Annotated in this window: 6 protein-coding genes; 3 read left to right on the plus strand and 3 right to left on the minus strand. The window is 69.8% G+C overall.

Translation table 11 applies throughout. The features are described from left to right. The first annotated feature begins 460 nt into the window (after positions 1–460). On the plus strand, positions 461–3,286 hold the full coding sequence (locus ACFVXC_RS40585; protein ID WP_389916545.1) for a LuxR C-terminal-related transcriptional regulator: 2,826 nt from the start codon (positions 461–463) through the stop codon (positions 3,284–3,286). A gap of 64 nt (positions 3,287–3,350) precedes the next feature. Here ACFVXC_RS40585 and ACFVXC_RS40590 read toward each other — a convergent pair whose 3' ends face one another. Then, entirely contained in the window at positions 3,351–4,001 is a 651-nt protein-coding gene (locus tag ACFVXC_RS40590; protein WP_389916546.1) for a hypothetical protein, read from the minus strand. A 753-nt stretch (positions 4,002–4,754) separates the two neighbouring features. On the opposite strand from ACFVXC_RS40590, the gene ACFVXC_RS40595 reads away from it, so the two are divergent. Further along, entirely contained in the window at positions 4,755–6,383 is a 1,629-nt protein-coding gene (locus tag ACFVXC_RS40595; RefSeq protein WP_389916557.1) for a flavin monoamine oxidase family protein, read from the plus strand. A gap of 87 nt (positions 6,384–6,470) precedes the next feature. Here the strand turns inward: ACFVXC_RS40595 and ACFVXC_RS40600 are convergent, their stop codons facing one another. Together ACFVXC_RS40600 and ACFVXC_RS40605 are read right to left on the minus strand one after the other, a co-directional pair. Beyond that, entirely contained in the window at positions 6,471–7,289 is an 819-nt protein-coding gene (locus tag ACFVXC_RS40600) for an ABC transporter permease (protein ID WP_389916547.1), read from the minus strand. Then, the gene (locus tag ACFVXC_RS40605) at positions 7,286–8,275 is read right to left on the minus strand and encodes an ABC transporter ATP-binding protein (protein ID WP_389916549.1); all 990 of its coding nucleotides are present in this window, start codon (positions 8,273–8,275) and stop codon (positions 7,286–7,288) included. The genes ACFVXC_RS40600 and ACFVXC_RS40605 overlap by 4 nt, the downstream gene beginning before the upstream one ends. A 201-nt stretch (positions 8,276–8,476) precedes the next feature. Here ACFVXC_RS40605 and ACFVXC_RS40610 point away from each other — a divergent pair. Beyond that, positions 8,477–20,660: type I polyketide synthase (locus ACFVXC_RS40610; protein ID WP_389916551.1), on the plus strand; the 12,184-nt coding region annotated here is incomplete at its 3' end.

Consider the following 20,660-nt stretch of genomic DNA (forward strand, 5'->3'; position numbering starts at 1 on the left):
GTGTAAGTCGGGTCTCCCCGGGGAGGCAGATGAAGATCGCGAAGGCGTCGGCGGACGGGCGCCCGGGACCGTGGAGTTCGGATCACCTCAGGTGGGCGGGTGTCCGGCACGCGGTGACCAGTTCACTTTGTGTCATCCTCACAAATGGAATTAGAAATTCAACATACGGCCGGGGTAGCGGAGGCCCATCTATCACATTCACGGCCGGAGTGGGGAGGGCTAAACGTTGCGAGTCCCCGTGGATTTGAGGGGGTGACCACGCTTCTTTCGGGGCTACCTTGTCGCCAAGATTGAGTCATAGTTGAGTTGATTCTGGAGCGACGGCCGAGAGTGGAGGGGAGGCGTTTGGATCTACCCTGGTATCTTGCAAAACGGCTCGGATGGTCACTGGACTGGTGCTGTATCTAATAGCGAGCCGATGCAGAGTGAGCTAATTTCCTAACGGGGAGGAAACCACGCTATGAGTCTGGTCGAGCGAGTTGATGAATTCGCTGTCTTTGGGGAGATACTGACAAAAAGTGCAGAGCGGTCCTCCCGAGTGGTAGTGGTGAGAGGCGCGGTGGCGACTGGCAAGAGCGAGCTCCTCAACGGAGTCGCCGAGCTGGCCGAGTCCCGGGGCGTCACGGTTCTCAAGGCCACCGGTCTCAGGGCGGAGCGCCGCACTCCCATGGCGGTACTCGGCCAACTCCTGCTCGGCGACGCACAGATGGACACGGCCGGCCCGGCACCGGGCGGGGCGGCGGCCTCTGTGGAACAGCTCCTGGACGACGCCCGGTTCACGGCGATGCTGCGCGACCCCGACTCCGAGCGGGAGGAACACGTACGGGCCCAGGTCATGCGGTCGCTGAGCGGCGCGCTGCTCAGCTCGGCCGCGGGCGGCCCGCTCGCCGTTCTCGTGGACGACGTCCAGTACGCCGACATCCCCTCCCTGCAGTGCTTGCAGTACGCGATGCGTGAACTGCGCTCCAAGCCTCTGACGATCGTGCTCGCCCTGCGCACCGGACCGCATCCCGCCCGGCCGCTGTTCGGCGCCGAACTCCTGCGCCACCCCCGCCTCACCCAACTGCGCCTGACGCCGTTCGGCGAGCGGGCCACCGCCGACCTGCTGCACCAGCACGTCGACGAGGCGGCCGCCCGTCGCCTGGCCCCGGCCGTGCACCGCGTCAGCGGCGGCAGCCCGCTGCTCATACGGGCTCTGATACACGACCTCATCGAAGACGCCGTGACCAGCGGCGACCCGCACCCCGCGCCCGCGGGACCCGTCGTCGGCGCCGCCTACCGGCAGGCCGTGCTCAGCTGCCTCCACCGGGGCGAGCCCGAGCTGTCGGCCGTCGCCCGGGGCCTCGCGGTGCTCGGTGACGCCGCGACCCCCGGCCTCCTCGCCGACCTGCTGCAACGCAGCCCGGATGCCGTCTCGGCGGGCCTGCGCGAGCTGGAGGCGGCCGGGCTCATCGACGCGGGATCGTTCCGGCACGACGTGGCGCGCACCGCCGTCCTGGACGACATGGCCGACGTCGACCGCCTGGCCCTGCACCGCGGAGCCGCCGAACTCCTGCGCCGTCTCGGCGCCGAACCGCCCGCCGTCGCCCGGCACCTCGTGGCCGCGGGCGAGGCCAGAGATGCCGAGTCCCTCGACGTGCTGTGGGACACGGCCACCCGCGCCCGGCGCGACGAGGACGCCTCCTTCGCCATCGACTGCCTTCAGCTCGCCGAGGAGGCCTGCCCCAAAGGGGAGCGGCGCGGCGAGATGCTCGCCGAACTGACCCGCCTCATATGGCGGTTGCGCCCGGCCACCCTCGGGGCCCACCTGCGCGCGCTGCGCTCGGCCTTCGACGAGGGCTGGCTCGGCGAGCGGGCCGTCCCCGTGCTGCTCTCCGGGCTGCTGTGGCAGGGGAGGTTCGAGGAGGCCGTGGAGGTCGCCCGCAAGTGCCAGGGCGCGTACGAGGGCACTTCCGTCGCCGCGCTCTACCTGATGACCGGCTCCGTACGCGCCACCTACCCGGCGCTGTGCGACCGGCTCGCTCCCGACAACTGGACGCCCGCCCAGGGCGCTACGGACGGTATGAGCGCGCGCGGTGGTGACCCCGCGCACAAGGCAGGCGCGGCCCTGCACCTGACCCTGAGCCGTGGCTGCGACCCGCACGTCACCGACCTCGCGGAGGCCGTCCTGCAGGGCGCCCGTCTCGGTGAGTGCACCCTGGACGCGCTGACCAACGCCCTCTCCGTGCTGATCTACTCCGACCGCCTCGAACGGGCCGCGCACTGGTGCGACGCGCTGCTGCGCGATGCCACCAAGCTCGGCGGCCCCGGCTGGCAGGCGCCGCTGTCCGCGATCCGGGCGCAGATCGCGCTGCGGCAGGGCAGCACGGAGGAGGCCGTCCGCTTCGCGGAGAACGCCCTGTCGTGGATGACGCCGGGCAGCTGGGGCGTGGCCATCGGCTCCCCGCTGGCCACCCTCATCTCCGCGCACACCGTGATGGGGCAGTACGAGGAGGCCATGGGCTACCTCGACCAGTACGTCCCCGACAGGCACCGCGAGACGCGTTACGGCATCGAACTCCTGTATGCACGCGGACAGTTGTACGCGGCCATGGGGCGCAGTCACCCGGCCCTCGACGACTTCCTGCTGTGCGGCGAGCTCATGATTCGCTGGGGCATCGACCAGCCGGCGCTCGTGCCGTGGCGGTCCGCGGCGGCGGAGGTCCACCTGCGCACCGGCGGTGGTGCCGAGGCGGAGCGGCTCGCCAAGGAGCAGCTCGCCAAGTGCGGCCCCGGGCAGTCCCGCACCCGGGCCCTGTCCCTGCGCGTAATCGCCGAGGCCGGCGGGCCGCGCCACCATCATCTGCTGCGTGAGGCGGTGGAGGAGCTCGAATCGTGCGAGGACCGGCACGAGCTGGTGCGGGTACTGGGTGCGTTGAGCCGCTCGCACCACGCTCTGGGCGAGCTCGGGCAGGCTCGGATGATGGCGCGGCGGGCCTGGCGCATCGCCAGGGGTGCCCGTGCGGAGGCGCTCTGCGCGCGTGTCGTGCCGTACAGCGACAGCGAGGTGACGGCGGCCGCGGAACGGCCGACGGAGGCCGAGGGCGTCGCCCCCGACGAACTGACCGACGCGGAGCGGCGCGTGGCGACTCTGGCGTCGTTCGGGCACAGCAACCGTGAGATCGCGCGCAAGCTCTTCATCACGGTGAGCACCGTCGAGCAGCATCTGACGCGGGTCTACCGGAAGTTGAATGTCACCCGGCGCAAGGATCTGCCGCACTACCTGCTCGCGGACACCGCGTGCTGACGGCGGTGCGGGTCCAGGCGTAGCCGTTGGTTTCTCCGGGCAGCGTTGCCCGGAGAGGTCGTGGTCAGCAGCCTGTGTCCCCCTCGCGGCGCTGCGTTTCACCGCCGACGTGGAGCAGCCGGTCGGTCACGCGGTGCGCGACCTCGGTGGAGCGGGTGGTGAACACCACGGCCCCGGTCGATGCCGTGTAATGGTCGAGCACACGGCAGATGATCTTCTCCGAGGCGACGTCCACGTCGTCGAGCGGCCGGAGGAGAAGGAGCAGCGGCGGTGCGTTCAACAGGGCGCAGCCGAGCGACACGCGGGAGAGCAGGCCGGGAGAGAGGCCCGCGCACGGGGTGTCCCGGACGGCGTGCAGATCGAGCGCGTCCGCCAGTTCCGACGTGCGCTGCTCGGCTCTCTCCGGGGGCAGGCCCTTCTGTGTCCCGGACTCCACGAAGGCGTCGTGCACCGGCAGGTCGGGTCTTGGGGCCGTCGAGGGGGCGAGCCCGACGAGCTGTTCGACGGCCTCCGGTTCGTCGCGCGCGTCGACGCCGTACACCGAGACGGACAGGCCCGGTCTGTTCTCGTTGAGCAGGCCGGTCAGGAACCGGTCCGCGGCGGTGTCGTCCGAGACGACGGCCACACAGGTGTGCTGAGGGATCCGGAGCTCGCAGTCCTGCTCGTCCGCCGTGCCCGCGGCGCCGTCCGCGGTGTGCCGTACCTCCAGGGCCAACCGTTCAGGCCGGTTTCGACCGTGCACGCCGCCGGGGCGGTGGTCATGCACGGGAAACTTTCGGCTGTCCGGCCCTGGATGCATGAAATCTCCCTCTAGAAGTGAACGGTTCGTAGTTCGGCGCACGTTGGCTCCGTGCCGGGCAAGCGTGTGGACACAACGGATTATTTCAAGGTTTCGCCTGGATTTCGTACGGTCTTCAGGAGCAAGTTCACACTACTAAAGTAGTCAATGCATCCCGAACGTCATTGGATTCCTCGCACATCTTTGCTGTTGTGGTGAGTTCGGGCCCTCGCAGATCAACGTCCGAAACCAGACTGTGGGTTGTATCTGCAAACTCACTCGGTTGAACTCGCGGATGCAAGCCTTCACGTATCCACGGTGTGTCGCCGCCTTGCGTTGCTCATGTTCCCACGCCTTTATGTCCGATGGCTGCCCGGGGTCGACGTGTTACGCCTGCACATGTAGGAGACGCAAGGGGGTGCTCAGGGGTTTACCGGTGACCCACACGCGCCGGGATAATCAAAGTGCACCTTCGGACGTGCCGTGCGTCGGAGGCGGTTCGCGGGCCCGCCGGTCCCTGGTGAGGTGCGTGCCGCGCCGATCGCGGACCCCCCCTCCCGCTGCTGCCGGAGCCCGGCCCTCGCGGCCGTCCGAGAACGTATCGCCGGGCCGGCCCCACCACGGACAGAGGAGTATCCGTTGGTTGCCCTCAACAGCACATTGCCCGCCGGAACAACAGAATCCATCACCATGCTCGGCCCGGACTTCCCCTTCGCGTACGACGAATGGCTGGCAAGTCCGGAGGGTCTCGGACAAATTCCGTCGGGCGAGTTCGGTACGCCGGTCGCAGTCATCGGCGCGGGATTGTCCGGCCTCGTTACCGCGTATGAGCTCATGCGCCTCGGAATGCGCCCCGTCGTCTACGAGGCGGGCCACATGGGTGGCCGAATGCGATCGGCCGGTTTTGATAGCAGCCCGGACGCGGTGGCCGAACTCGGTGCCATGCGGTTCCCCGCTTCGGCGGCCGCGCTTCAGCACTATCTCGACCTGACGGGGCTGCGGACCCGTCCATTCCCCAACCCGCTCACCGCGGCCAGCGGCAGCACCGTCGTAGCGCTCGGGAACGACCGGCATTACGCACGCTATGCCGATGAATTGCCGGATATATATCAAGAAGTAGGCACTACGTGGGACAAGGCATTGCAGGAGGACGCAGAGTTCTTCGCGATGGACGACGCGATCAGGCGCCGTGACACCGAGGCCATCAAGGCCATCTGGAACCCCCTGGTGCGCCGCCTCGATGACCAGTCCTTCTACGCCTTCGTCGCCTCGTCGCCCGCCTTCGATTCGTTCAGGCACCGGGAGATCTTCGGCCAGGTCGGCTTCGGCGCGGGCGGTTGGGACACTGACTTCCCCAACTCCATGCTGGAGATCCTGCGCGTCGTCTACACCGGCGCCGAGAACGACCACCGGCTCGTCGTCGGCGGCTCCCAGCAGCTCCCGCTGCGCCTGTGGTCGTCGGCGCCCGACGACCTCGCCCACTGGCCCGCGGGCACCACACTCGAATCCCTGCACCGCGGCGGCCCCCGGGGTGCGGCCCGGCGCATCGCGCGCACCGCGCGCGGCATCACCGTCCACGACGAGAGCGGCGCCTCGCACACCTACCCGGCGGCGGTCTTCACGCCGCAGAAGCGCACCCTCGTCACCAACGTCCGCTGCGACCGCGCTCTGCTCCCGCAGCCCACGTGGACGGCGGTGGAGCGCAGCCACTACATGGGCTCCTCCAAGCTGTTCGTCCTCGTCGACCGGCCGTTCTGGCGCGAACGCGACCCGCGGACCGGCCGCGAGATCATGAGCACCACCCTCACCGACCGGCTGCCCCGCGGCGTCTACCTCTTCGACGAGGGACCGGACCGCCCCGGCGTCATGTGCCTCTCGTACACCTGGAACGACGACTCTCTGAAGATGGCGCCGCTCACCGCGCAGGAGCGCCTTGACAGCGTCCTGGAGGCGCTCGCGGACATCTACCCCGACGTCGACATCCGCTCCCGCATCATCGCGCCCCCGCGCACCGTCACCTGGGAGACCGAACCCCACTTCATGGGTGCCTTCAAGGCGAACCTGCCAGGCCACTACCGTTACCAGCGGCGCCTGTTCACCCACTTCATGCAGGACCAACTCCCCGCGGCGCAGAAGGGGTTCTTCCTCGCCGGTGACGACGTCTCCTGGACGGCGGGCTTCGCCGAGGGTGCCGTGACGACGGGGCTCAACGCCGTGTGGGGCGTCCTGCGCCACCTCGGCGGCGCCACCCGGCCGGGCAACCCGGGCCCCGGCGATCTGTTCCCCGCGCTCGCACCGATCGACCTGCCCGACGACTGAGCCGAGCGCGCACGGCAGGGGCCCCGGAGTTCGCCTTCAACTCCGGGGCCCCTGCCGTGCGTTGTGGTTCTTTGCGATCCGGTCCGGTCAGGTCTGCGCGCGCCGCAGGAAGCCCCGTATGCCCAGCGTCGCGAAGAGCAGGATCGCGCCGACGAGCACCACCAGATTGATGGCCAACGGGATGTGCTCCACATGCGGCGATGTGACCGCACGCATGCCCTCACTGGCGTACGAGAGCGGATTGGCGCCGCAGATCACCTGGAACCAGCGGACCTCGTCGAGGGCGCTCAGCGGGAACTGCGTCGACCCCGTGAAGAGCAGCGGCATCAGGACCAGCGTGAACATGACGTCCACCTTGTCGCTGGAGACCGACGTGCCCAGGCAGAGCCCGATGGACGCCCCCGCGATGGCGCCGAGCAGCGCGATGCCGAGCGCGGGCACCGTACGGCTGATCGGCCAGGACAGATCGAGCAGCACCATGCCGACCGGCGTCATCATCAGCGACGCCACAAATCCGTAGAGGCCACCGAAGATGATCTTCTCGACGGCGACCAGACGCAGTGAGATCGGCGAGAGCAGCCGGTCCTCGATCTCCCGCGTGTACGAGAAGTCGACGACCAGCGGGAGCGCCGTGTTCTGCATGCCGCCAAGAAATCCGTTCAGGGCGAGCACACCCGGCAGCAGTACGGCGCTGTAGTCGCCGTCCACATAACCCGCGTCGCTCAGCAGCACGCCGAAGACGAAAAGCGTGAAGAACGGCTGGATGATGGCCTGGCCGATAAAGGTGGGGAGCTGACGCAGGGCCACAAAGATGTCTCGCCATATAATCGCGCGAAACGTATGCAGCTGCCCTTGGGCCGGCGGAGTCGGCGCGCTCTTCACGGGCGCCGCGGTCGTCGCGCTCATCGCAGGTTCTTTCCGGTGAGGTGAAGGAAAACGTCTTCCAGGGAGACCCGCCCGATGCCCACGTCGGTCACCCGGTAGCCCTGCCCCGTCAGCGCCGCGAGCGCCCGCGGCAGCGCCTCGACCGGTTCCGAATCCGTATAGATCCGCAGTTCGCAGGCGTCATCGGGGGCCGACTGAGCCTGGGTGTCCACTTCGTCGACCTGCCGCACCCCCGCCAGCTCCGTGAGCAGTTTGACCACCTGGTCGGGGCCGTCGGGGACCCGCACCGTCACCGACAGCGTGGAGTGCGCGGGCAGCAGTGCGCTGAGACCGTCGGGGGTGTCGAGCGCCAGCATGGTGCCCTGGTCGACGATCCCGACGCGGTCACAGAGCTTCGCCGCCTCGTCCATGTCGTGCGTGGTGAGTACCACCGTCACGCCCTGCTCGGTGAGTTGGGCAACCCGCTCGTGCACGAAGAGCCGTGCCTGCGGGTCGAGCCCGGTGGCGGGCTCGTCGAGGAAGAGCACACTCGGACGGTGGATCAGGGCGCGCGCGATCATCACTCGCTGCACCTGGCCGCCCGACATGTCGTCGACCTTCGACTTCCGGTACGAGGTGAGACCCATCTGGTCGAGCAGATCGTCGGCGCGACTGCGCCGCTCGGCCCGCGGCACCCCGTGATACGTCGCGTGGAACAGCAGGTTCTGCCGGACCGTCAGGGACCGGTCGAGATTGTTGCGCTGCGGCACGACGGCAAGGACGCGCTTCGCCCGCCGGGGCTCCGCCACGACGTCCACGCCGTCGATCAGGACGCTGCCCGAAGTCGGCCGCACGCGCGTGGTCATCATGCCCACCGTCGTGCTCTTTCCGGCGCCATTGGGGCCCAGCAGGCCGAACACCTCGCCCCGGCGCACTTCAAAGTTCAGTCCATCGACTACGCGCCTCGAATTCGACGAGTACTGTTTCACTAGGCCTTCAACCCGGACAGCATTTTCCACGAGCCTCACCCTAGAGGCGGTCCCGGTCAGGCAGAACCCCTATCTCTGCCGGTCCTTCGGGCTGCATAGGGGACTTCTAGGGGTACGTCGGCAAAAGCAGCCCTGTTAGCCTGCGAACGTATTTTGGACAAGTTTGCCCAATGCCTTTTCGGGGCGTTGTCGGCGCATTATCGGTGAGCCATGATTCGGCCGGTGCTACGGAGTGGAACATTGAGCGACTTCGCGGAATTCGCAGCCCCCTTGTACGCGGCCCTCAAGGACAAGCCCGAGGCGGAACAGCGGCGCCGGCTCCGCGAACTGGTGGGCGAGCAGGTCGCAGCGGTGCTCGGCGGCAGCGGCGACGGTGAAGTGCGGCGCCCCGCACCGGACATGACGCGCCCCTTCCTCGACCTCGGCCTCGACTCCCTGACCGCAGTGGAGCTCCACCGCCGCCTCAAGCAGGCCACCGGTCTCGCCCTGCCCGTCACCGTCGTCTTCGACTACCCCAGCGCCGACGCGCTCGCCCGCCACCTGCGCGCCGAACTCTTCGACAGCGCCGACGACACTGCCCCCCTCTTCGCGGCACGCCGCGACGACGAGCCGATCGCCATCGTCGCAATGAGCTGCCGACTGCCCGGCGGCGTCGAAACCCCCGAAGGACTCTGGCAGTTGCTCGCCGACGGCACCGACGCCATCAGCGGCTTCCCCACCGAGCGCGGCTGGGACCTCGACGCCCTCTACGCCCCCGACGCCGACCGCCCCGGCACCAGCTACGTCCGCGAGGGCGGCTTCCTGCACGAGGCGACCGACTTCGACGCCGCCTTCTTCGGCCTCTCCCCGCGCGAGGCCCTCGCCATGGACCCGCAGCAGCGGCTCCTCCTCGAATCGTCCTGGGAAGCACTGGAGCGCGCGGGCATCACGCCCGACTCGCTGCGCGACTCCGGCACCGGCGTCTTCGTCGGCGCCGAGACCCAGGAGTACGGGCCGCGCCTCGGCGACGCCGCCGACGGCATGGAGGGCTACCTCGTCACCGGTACCGCCGCGAGCGTCGCGTCGGGCCGCATCGCCTACACCCTCGGCCTGCAGGGCCCCGCCATGACCGTCGACACGGCCTGCTCGTCCTCACTGGTCGCCCTGCACCTCGCGGTGCAGGCGCTGCGCCAGGGCGAGTGCGCGCTCGCCCTGGCCGGAGGCGTCGTCGTCATGGCCTCGCCCGGCTCCTTCCTCGCCTTCAGCCGCCAGCGCGGCCTGGCTCCCGACGGCCGCTGCAAGCCCTTCGCGGAGGCCGCCGACGGCACGGCCTGGGGTGAGGGCGTCGGCATCCTGGTCCTTGAGCGGCTCTCGGACGCGCGCCGCAACGGCCACCAGGTCCTCGCGGTCGTACGGGGTTCCGCGGTCAACCAGGATGGTGCGAGCAACGGTCTGACCGCGCCCAACGGGCCTTCGCAGCGGCGTGTGATCCGCGCGGCCCTGGCCAGTGCGGGGCTTACGACGAGCGATGTGGACGCGGTGGAGGCGCACGGCACCGGCACCACGCTCGGCGATCCGATCGAGGCGCAGGCGCTGCTCGCCACGTACGGCAAGGACCGCCCCGAGGACCAGGATCCGCTCTGGCTCGGGTCGTTGAAGTCTAACGTCGGCCACACACAGGCCGCCGCCGGTGTCGCCGGTGTGATCAAGATGGTCATGGCGATGCGCGAAGGCGTCCTGCCGAAGACGCTGCACGTCGACGAGCCCAGCTCGCACGTCGACTGGTCCGCCGGGGCGGTCGAGCTGCTGACCGAGGCGCGGGCCTGGCCACAACGCCAGGACGGGACGCCTCGCCGGGCCGCTGTGTCGTCGTTCGGCATGAGCGGGACCAACGCACACGTGATCATCGAACAGGCTCCGGCCGACGTTCCGGAGGCGGAGGGCGAGCCCGCCGGGCCCTCGCGGGTGATCCCGGGCGTCTTGCCGCTCGTGCTGTCCGGCAAGACACCGGATGCGCTGCGCGGGCAGGCCGCACGGCTGCACGAACGGCTGCTCTCCGAGCCCGCGACGGGCGCTGGAGAGGTCGGCTACTCCCTGGCCGTGACGCGGTCGCGGTTCGAGCACCGCGCTGTCGTGGTCGGCCAGGACCGCGCCGAACTGCTCGCAGGCCTTGCCCACCTCGCCCAGGGCGGCGTGACGAGTCCCGGCGTGGTCGTGGGCCGGTCGGACGCGGGTGCGGCGGCGGGTTCGGATGCCGCACGCCCCGTATTCGTCTTCCCCGGGCAGGGCTCGCAGTGGGCCGGGATGGCCCTGGAACTCCTCGACTCCTCACCGGTGTTCGCCGCGCGCATGGAGGAGTGCGCCGACGCGCTGCGACCGTTCGTGGACTGGGACCTGTTCGAGGAGCTGTCCGGCGACAACTTCGACCGTGTCGACGTGGTCCAGCCGGTCCTCTTCGCGGTGATGGTCTCCCTCGCCGCCGTGTGGCGGGCGGCCGGGGTCGAGCCCGCCGCGGTCGTCGGGCACAGCCAGGGCGAGATAGCCGCCGCGTGCGTGGCGGGCGCACTGTCACTCGAGGACGCGGCCTGGGTCGTGGCGCTGCGCAGCCAGGCCATCTTGGAACTCTCCGGCAGGGGCGGCATGGTGTCCGTACCCCTGCCCGAGGAACGCGTGCGGGAGCTGCTCACCACGTGGGGCGACCGCATCTCCGTCGCCGCCGTCAACGGCCCGTCCCACGTCGTGGTCTCGGGCGAGACGACGGCCCTGGAGGAACTCGTGGCACAGTGCGCGGCCCAGGACATCCGGGCCCGCACCATCCCTGTGGACTACGCCTCGCACTCCGTGCAGGTCGAGGCCATCGAGGAGCACCTGGAGCGAGTCCTCGCCCCCGTCGCGCCCAGGACACCCGACGTACCGGTGTACTCGACGCTCACCGGCGACTGGCTGGCCGACGACACCCCGATGGACGGGGCCTACTGGTACCGCAACCTGCGCCGGACGGTCCTCTTCGAGCAGGCCGTTCACGGGCTCCTCGACGAAGGCCACGACCTGTTCGTGGAGATGAGCCCGCACCCCGTCCTGACCGTCCCCGTCCAGGCCGCCATCGAGGACACGGGCCGCGAGGACACGGCGGCCGCCCTCGGCTCGCTGCGCCGCGACGAGGGCGGCGCTACCCGGCTCGCCACGTCCTTCGCCGAAGCGCACGTCAACGGCGCCGAACTCGACTGGCGTGCCCTCTACCCCGGCGCGGCCGCGCGCGCCGCCGTCGACCTGCCCACGTACGCCTTCCAGCGGGAGCGCCACTGGCTGGAGGCCGTACCGGCCGCTGCCGTTGCCGCGGCCCTCGCCGGCCCGGCCGCCGACGAGGCCGAGGAGCGCTTCTGGGAGGCCGTGGAGCGCGCCGACCTCGCGGAACTGACGTCCACGCTCACCGACGTCGACGAGGACTCGCTCAGCGCCGTCCTGCCCGGCCTCGCGTCCTGGCGGCGGCAGCGCAGGGAACGCTCCGTCGTCGACGGCTGGCGCTACCGGGTCACGTGGAAGCCGCTCCGCGGCAGCCTCACCGCGCCGTCCGGGATCGCGGGCGGCCGCTGGCTCGTCGTGGTACCCGCAGCGGCATCCGGCCACCCCTGGGCGGCGGGCGCCGTCGAGGCACTGGCCAAGGCGGGCGCCCACCCCATCGAACTCGAACTCGACCTCGCTCTCGAACTCGACCTCGAAAACACAGAGCTGATACGAGAGTCACTCGCCGGGCGACTGCGTGACGCGGCCGCGGACGGGGAACTGTCCGGCGTCCTCTCCCTCCTCGCCCTCGACGAGCAGCCCCACCCCTCGCACCCCGACGTCCCGGCCGGACTCGCGGGCACGGTCGCGCTCCTTCAAGCGCTGTGCGACACGGAGAGCGACGCAAGGCTGTGGGCGGTCTCCAGCGGTGCCGTCTCGACGGGCCGAAGCGACCGGCTCACCCACCCCGGCCAGGCCCAGGTGTGGGGAATCGGCCGGGTCGCCGCCCTCGAACACCCCGACCGTTGGGGCGGCCTCGTCGACCTGCCCGCGACACCGGACGCCCGCACGGGTGCCCGGCTCGCCGGCGCCATCGCGGGCACCGGCGACGAGGACCAGTTCGCCGTACGCGGCTCCGGAGTCTTCGTGCGCCGACTCGTCCGCGCCGAGGCAGCGGGCGCCGAACCTCCCCGCCACACCGAGTGGACCCCCCGCGGCACCGTCCTCGTCACGGGCGGCACAGGCGCCCTTGGCGGGCACATCGCACGGCGCCTCGCCCGCGAGGGCGCCGAACACCTCCTCCTCACGAGCCGCCGCGGCCCGGCCGCTCCCGGCGCCACCGAACTCACCGCGCAGCTTGAGGAGCTGGGGGCTCGAGTCACCGTCGCCGCCTGCGACGCCGCCGACCGCGATGCCCTCGCCCGACTCCTCGACGGCATCCCCGACGACGTGCCCCTGACGGCGGTCGTGCACACGGCGGGGATCCTGGACGACGGAGTCCTCGACGCCCTCACCCCCGAGCGGATCGAGGGCGTCCTGCGCCCCAAGGCCGCGGCGGCCCGCCACCTGCACGAGCTCACCCGCACCCTCGACCTCGACGCGTTCGTCCTCTACTCATCGGCGTCCGGCGCCCTCGGCAGCGCCGGACAGGCCAATTACGCCGCCGCCAACACCTTCCTCGACGCGCTCGCCGAACAGCGCCGCGCCGACGGACTGCCCGCGACCTCCATCGCCTGGGGCACCTGGGACGGCGGCGGCCTCGCCGACACCGCCGTACGCGCCGACCGGGCGCGCCGCGACGGCATGCCGCCCATGGACCCCGAACTCGCCGTCTCCGCCCTGTGGCAGGCCGTCGAACGCGGCGACACCACCGCCGTCATCGCGTCCGTGGCGTGGGGCACCTTCCTGCCCGGCTTCGTCGCCGCCCGGCCGGGACCGCTCTTCGCGGAACTCCCCGAAGCGCGCCCCGCGGCCCCGGCCGACTCCACCGGGCCCACGAGCGCCCCCGACGCCGCCACCGGACCCGACTGGGTACGCCGTCTCGCACCGCTCCCCGCTCCCGAGCGCGCCACTGCCGTGCTCGCCTTCGTCCGCTCCCAGGCCGCCACCGTGCTCGGGTACGCCACCCACGACACCATCGAACCTTCCCGCGCCTTCCGCGAGTTGGGCTTCGACTCACTCACCGCCGTGGAGTTGCGCAACCGCGTCCAGGCCGCCACGGGCCTGCGCCTCCCGGCATCCCTCGTCTTCGACTACCCCAGCTCCACCAGCCTCGCGGAGCACCTCGCCACCGAACTGTTCGGGAGCGGCACGGACACGACGCGGGACGCCACGGCTGCCGCGGCGGGCCCGGGCATGACGGTGAACGGCACGGCCGACGACCCTATCGCCATCGTGTCGATGAGCTGCCGCTTCCCCGGCGGCGTCCGGTCGCCCGAAGAGCTGTGGCACCTCGTAGCCGAGGGCCGGGACGCCATGACGGAGTTCCCGTCCGACCGCGGCTGGGACCTCGAGAGTCTCTACCACACCGACCCCGACCGCCCGGGCACCAGCTATGTGCGTGAAGGCGGATTCCTCGACGGGGCCGACGAGTTCGACGCCGACTTCTTCGGCATCTCCCCGCGGGAGGCCCTCGCCATGGATCCCCAGCAGCGCCAACTCCTGGAGGCATCATGGGAGTTGTTCGAGAACGCGGGCATCGATCCGACGGCGCTGCGCGGCAGTCGCGCCGGAGTCTTCGTCGGCTCCAACGGCGAGGACTACATTTCCCGCATGGCGACGGTCCCTCCGGAGATCGAGGGCCATGTCCTCACCGGCAATGCCGTCAGCGTCATGTCCGGACGTCTGTCGTACGCGTACGGCCTCGAAGGCCCCGCCGTCACGGTGGACACCGCCTGCTCGGCTTCCCTGGTCGCCCTGCATCTGGCTGCGCAGGCGCTGCGTCAGGGTGAGTGCGACTTGGCGCTCGCGGGCGGCGTCACGGTGATGTCATCCCCCGACACCTTCGTGCAGTTCAGCCGTCAGCGGGGTTTGGCGGTGGATGGCCGTTGCAAGGCGTTCGCGGAGGCTGCGGATGGTACGGGTTGGGGTGAGGGTGTCGGGCTGCTCCTGTTGGAGCGGTTGTCGGACGCGCGCCGGAATGGGCATGAGGTGTTGGCGTTGGTGAGCGGTTCGGCCGTGAACCAGGATGGTGCGAGCAATGGGCTTACGGCGCCGAATGGGCCGTCGCAGCAGCGGGTGATCCGGGCTGCGCTGGCGAGTGCGGGGTTGGCTGCGGGTGATGTGGACGCGGTGGAGGCGCACGGTACGGGTACGACGTTGGGTGATCCGATCGAGGCGCAGGCCCTGCTGGCGACGTACGGGCGGGAGCGGGGTGAGGGGCGCGAGCCGTTGTGGTTGGGCTCGGTGAAGTCGAACATCGGTCATACGCAGGCCGCTGCGGGTGTTGCCGGTGTGATCAAGATGGTTATGGCGATGCGGGCGGGTGTGCTGCCGCCGACGTTGCACGTGGACGCTCCCACTTCCGAAGTCGACTGGCAGCGCGGTGGTGTTGAGCTGTTGACGCAGGCGCGGGAGTGGCCTGAGCGCGGCGACGCCCCGCGTCGGGCCGGTGTGTCGTCGTTCGGTGTGAGCGGGACCAACGCGCACGTGATCGTGGAACAGGCGCCGATTGAGGCCGTCTCGGACAGTGACGCCGTAGTGAGTGCCCCGCCGTCGAGCGTGGTGCCGTGGGTGGTGTCGGCGAAGAGTGCTGATGCGCTGCGGGTGCAGGTGGAGCGGCTGAGTGAACGCACCGCTGGTGACGGTGAGTTGATCCCGGCGAGTGCTGTCGATGTGGGCTGGTCTCTGGTTTCGGGGCGGGCGGTTCTTGAGCATCGGGCTGTGCTTCTGGGGGAGCGTGAGGTTTCCGGGGCTGTGGTGGAGGGGCGCCTGGGTGTTGTCTTCACCGGTCAGGGTAGCCAGCGGGTGGGGATGGGCCGTGAGTTGTATGAGGCTTTCCCGGTGTTCGCGGATGCGTTGGATGAGGTGTGTGCGCATTTGGACGGGCTTCTTGAGCGGCCGTTGAAGGACGTGATGTTCGGTAACGATGCCGAGCTGTTGTCCGGGACGGGGTATGCGCAGCCTGCGTTGTTCGCGGTCGAGGTGGCGCTGTATCGGCTCGTGGAGTCCTTCGGTGTGCGGGCGGAGGTTGTTGGTGGGCATTCGGTGGGTGAGCTGGCTGCGGCGTACGTGGCTGGGCTCTGGTCTCTGGAGGATGCGGCTCGGTTGGTGGCTGCTCGGGGCCGGTTGATGCAGGCGCTGCCCGAGGGTGGCGCGATGCTTGCCGTGCAGGCTACGGAGACGGACGTACTGCCCCTCCTTGAGGGTCTGGAGGATCAGGTTGGTCTGGCGGCGGTGAACGGTCCCTCGCAGGTGGTGCTCTCCGGTGAGCGTGAGGTGCTGGAGGGCCTGGCCGAGACGCTGAAGGCTCAGGGGCGGAAGGTGCGGTGGCTGAAGGTCTCGCACGCTTTCCACTCCCCGTTGATGGACCCGGTTCTCGACGAGTTCCGTAAGGTCGCGCAGGGCCTGACGTACGAGGCTCCGAAGCTGCCGGTCGTCTCGAACGTGACGGGTGAGCTGGCCGAGGCGGCTGAGCTTCAGGATCCGGAGTACTGGGTGCGGCACGTCCGCGAGGCGGTGCGCTTCCACGACGGCCTCAACTCCCTCACCGCATACGGGGTTTCCACGCTCATCGAACTGGGTCCGGATGCCGTGCTGACGGCGATGGCGCACGACACCGTCACCGAGCCCGCCGCTCAGTCGGGCCTGATCGCGGCCCTGCGTCGCGATCGCCCCGAGCCCGACACGTTCCTGACCGCCCTCGCCCAGGCCCACGTACGCGGCGCGACCGTCGACTGGACGCCCCTCTACGAGCCCATCACCAGCCGCCGCCGCGTCGACCTGCCCACCTACCCCTTCGAGCGCCAGCGCTACTGGCTGGAGTCGGCCCAGACCGCGCCCGCCGTCGCCCCCGGTGCACCCGCCGTGGACGAGGTCGAGGAACGTTTCTGGGAGGCTGTGGAGCGCGAGGATCTGGCGCTGCTCTCCGCCGAGCTGGACGCCGAGGGCAGCGGTGCCGGTGCCGCGCTTGGTGAGATCCTGCCGGTCCTGTCGTCGTGGCGGCGGCAGCGGCGGGAGACGTCCACGGTGGAGCGGTGGCTCTACCGGGAGTCTTGGAAGCCGCTGACGGGTCTGGCGCCGGCCGCCCATTCCGGTACGTGGTGGGTCGTCGTGCCCGATGGCGACTCGGACGAAGTGTCGTACCCCTGGACCGAGGCCGCCGTGGCGGGGCTTGAGGAGCGGGGCGCGAAGGTCTCCCGAATCGCGGTGGCACGGGACGGTCTCCAGCGAGCTGAACTGGGTCGACAGCTGCGTGAGCTGCTGGACGACGACCCCGCCGGTGCCCCGCGGGGTGTCCTGTCGCTGCTCGCCCTCGACGACTCCGCGGGTTCGGCGCACCCGGCCGTGAGCGTGGGCCTTGAGGGAGTGCTCGTACTGCTGCAGTCGTTGGGAGACGCGGGCGTCGAGGCGCCGCTGTGGTCCGCGACGTGCGGGGCCGTGTCCACTGGGCGCTCGGACCGGCTGACGTCGCCGTCGCAGGCGGCCGTGTGGGGCATGGGCCGGGTGGCCGCCCTTGAGCAGCCTCAGCGTTGGGGAGGCCTCGTCGATCTGCCGGTGAACGCCGACAAGCGGGCGCGGGCGCGCCTCGCGGACGTACTCGCGGGTGCCGGTGGCGAGGATCAGCTGGCTGTCCGGGGTTCGGGTGTTTTTGTGCGTCGTCTTGTGCGGGTTGAGTCGTTGGCTTCGGTTGGTTCGGTTGGTTCGGTTGGTGTGGGTGGGTCTGTTGGTGTGTGGGTGCCTGGGGGGACTGTTCTGGTTACGGGTGGTACGGGTGCGATTGGTGGGCATGTGGCGCGGTGGTTGGCGGCTGGGGGTGCGGAGCATGTGGTGTTGACGAGTCGTCGTGGGTTGGCGGCTCCGGGTGCGGGGGAGTTGGTTGCGGAGTTGGAGGGGTTGGGGGCCAGGGTTTCGGTGGTGGCTTGTGATGTGGCTGATCGGGGTGCGCTTGCGGGGGTGTTGGAGGGGATTTCTGGGGATGTGCCGTTGAGGGGGGTGTTTCATACGGCGGGGGTGTTGGATGACGGTGTTCTGGATGGCATGTCGGGTGAGCGTTTGGCGGCTGTGCTGCGGCCCAAGGCTGAAGCTGCTTTGAACTTGCACGAGTTGACCCGGGACAGTGAACAGCTGACGGCCTTCGTGCTCTTCTCCTCCGTCGCGGGCTCGATGGGCGTCGGCGGGCAGGGCAACTACTCGGCGGCGAACGCGTACCTTGATGCCTTCGCCGAGTACCGGCGCGCGCTCGGGCTTCCCGCTGTGTCCCTCGCCTGGGGACCGTGGGCCGATGGCGGCATGGCCGCAGACGGCGGAGTGGTGGAGCACCGGGTCCGGGAGAGCGGCATGCCCGCGATGGCACCGGATCTCGCCGTCGCCGCCATGGCCAGGGCCATCGGTACGGACATGCCCGCCGCCGTCACGCTTGCCGATGTGGAATGGGCTCGATATGCGGCGAGCTATCGCACGGCACGCCCCTGCCATCTGTTCGACGAACTGCCCGAGGCCAGGACGGGTGAGGCAGGAGAGGCGGGCGCGGCAGGAGGGGCAGGGAGGGGAAGCTCCGAGCTGGGCACGGCGGGCGCGTCGTCCAAGTCGTCGTCCGATGACTCCCTCGCGGGCCGACTCGCCATGCTCCCGTCGGCGGAGCGCGAACGGGAACTCCTCGACTTCGTACGGGCCGGTGTCGCCACCGTCCTCGGCTATCCGGCCAACAAAACGGTCGACGCCACACGTCCCTTCAAGGATCTCGGCTTCGACTCCCTGACGGCGGTGGAACTGCGCAACCTCATCGGGGCCGCCACCGGACTTCGCCTCCCGGCCACCCTTGTCTTCGACCACCCGACTCCGGGCGCCCTCGCCGACCACCTGCGCGGTGAATTGCTCGACGACCTCGACCACCTTGACGACCTCGCCGACCTGAACGGCCGTATCGACGGCGCCGGAAGGGACGGCAGAACCTCGGGTTCCACTCCGGCGGTCTCCTCAATGACCGACGATTCCCTCGCGATCGTGTCGATGAGCTGCCGCTTCCCGGGCGGAGTCCGGTCACCTGAGGACCTGTGGCGGCTGCTCCACGACGGCAAGGACGCCATCGGGGACATGCCTGACAACCGAGGCTGGAACGTCGACGCCCTCTTCCACCCGGATCCGAGCCACCCCGGCACGAGCTACGTCCGCGAGGGCGGCTTCCTCCACGACATGGCCGACTTCGATGCTGCCTTCTTCGGGATCTCGCCGCGTGAGGCTCTGGCGATGGATCCGCAGCAGCGGCTGCTTCTGGAGACGGCATGGGAGGCGTTCGAGCGGGCGGGCATCGATCCGTCGTCCCTGCGCGGCAGCCGTACCGGTGTCTTCGCCGGAACCAACGGCCAGGATTACGAGGACGTGCTCCGCACCGCACCTGACCGGGGCGAGGGCTATCTCGGCACCGGCAACGCCGCGAGCGTCGTCTCGGGCCGACTGTCCTACGCCTTCGGCCTTGAAGGCCCCGCCGTCACGGTGGACACGGCCTGCTCGTCCTCGCTCGTCGCTCTGCATCTGGCGGCGCAGGCGCTGCGTCAGGGCGAGTGCGATCTGGCGCTCGCGGGCGGTGTGACGGTGATGTCGACACCGGACACGTTTGTGGAGTTCAGCCGTCAGCGGGGTTTGGCGGTGGATGGCCGGTGCAAGGCGTTCGCGGAGGCTGCGGATGGTACGGGTTGGGGTGAGGGTGTCGGGCTGCTTTTGGTGGAGCGGTTGTCGGACGCGCGCCGGAATGGGCATGAGGTGTTGGCGGTGGTGAGCGGTTCGGCCGTGAACCAGGATGGTGCGAGCAACGGGCTTACGGCGCCGAATGGGCCGTCGCAGCAGCGGGTGATCCGGGCTGCGCTGGCGAGTGCGGGGCTTGCGCCCGGTGATGTGGATGCGGTGGAGGCGCACGGTACGGGCACGACTCTGGGTGACCCGATCGAGGCGCAGGCCCTGCTGGCGACGTATGGGCAGGAGCGGGGTGAGGGGCGCGAGCCGTTGTGGCTTGGTTCGGTGAAGTCGAACATCGGTCATACGCAGGCCGCTGCGGGTGTTGCCGGTGTGATCAAGATGGTTATGGCGATGCGGGCGGGTGTGCTGCCGCCGACTCTGCATGTGGATCGGCCGAGCAGTCATGTGGACTGGTCGGCGGGGGCTGTTGAGCTGTTGACGCAGGCGCGGGAGTGGCCTGAGCGCGGTGACGCCCCACGTCGGGCCGGTGTGTCGTCGTTCGGTGTGAGCGGGACGAATGCGCATGTGATCGTGGAGCAGGCGCCAGGGGGCGTTGAGGAAGTCGCGGCGTCCGTGGACGCGGGGTTGCCTTTGACGGTCGTGCCGTGGGTGGTGTCGGCGAAGAGCGCGGAGGCCCTGCGGGCGCAAGTGGAGCGTTTGCGTGAAGTCGCCCCATCAGCCGGTGAGTTGAATCCCGTTGATGTGGGCTGGTCGTTGGTTTCGGGGCGGGCGGTTCTTGAGCATCGGGCTGTGCTGCTGGGGGAGCGTGAGGTTTCCGGGGCTGTGGTGGAGGGCCGCTTGGGAGTGGTCTTCACGGGTCAGGGCAGTCAGCGGGTGGGGATGGGCCGTGAGTTGTATGAGGCTTTCCCGGTGTTCGCGGATGCGCTTGATGAGGTGTGTGCGCATTTGGATGCGGTGCTTGAGCGGCCGTTGAAGGATGTGATGTTCGGCGATGATGCTGAGCTGTTGTCCGGGACGGGGTATGCGCAGCCTGCGTTGTTCGCGGTTGAGGTGGCGCTGTATCGGCTCGTGGAGTCCTTCGGTGTGCGGGCGGAGGTTGTTGGTGGGCATTCGGTGGGTGAGCTGGCTGCGGCGTATGTGGCTGGGCTCTGGTCTCTGGAGGATGCGGCTCGGTTGGTGGCTGCTCGGGGGCGGTTGATGCAGGCGTTGCCTGAGGGTGGCGCGATGCTGGCCGTGCAGGCTACGGAGACGGACGTACTGCCCCTCCTTGAGGGACTTGCGGACCGTGTGGGTGTCGCGGCGGTGAACGGTCCGTCGCAGGTGGTGCTTTCCGGTGGGCGTGAGGTGCTGGAGGGCCTGGCCGAGACGCTGAGGGGCCAGGGGCGGAAGGTGCGGTGGCTGAAGGTCTCGCATGCTTTCCATTCGCCGTTGATGGACCCGGTTCTCGACGAGTTCCGCAAGGTCGCGCAGGGGATCGCGTATGGAACGCCGAGGCTGCCGGTGGTCTCGAACCTGACGGGTGTGTTGGCGGAGGCGGCTGAGCTTCAGGATCCGGAGTACTGGGTGCGGCACGTCCGCGAGGCGGTGC

It is taken from the genome of Streptomyces sp. NPDC058257, assembly GCF_042881845.1.
Classification (GTDB): Bacteria; Actinomycetota; Actinomycetes; order Streptomycetales; family Streptomycetaceae; genus Streptomyces.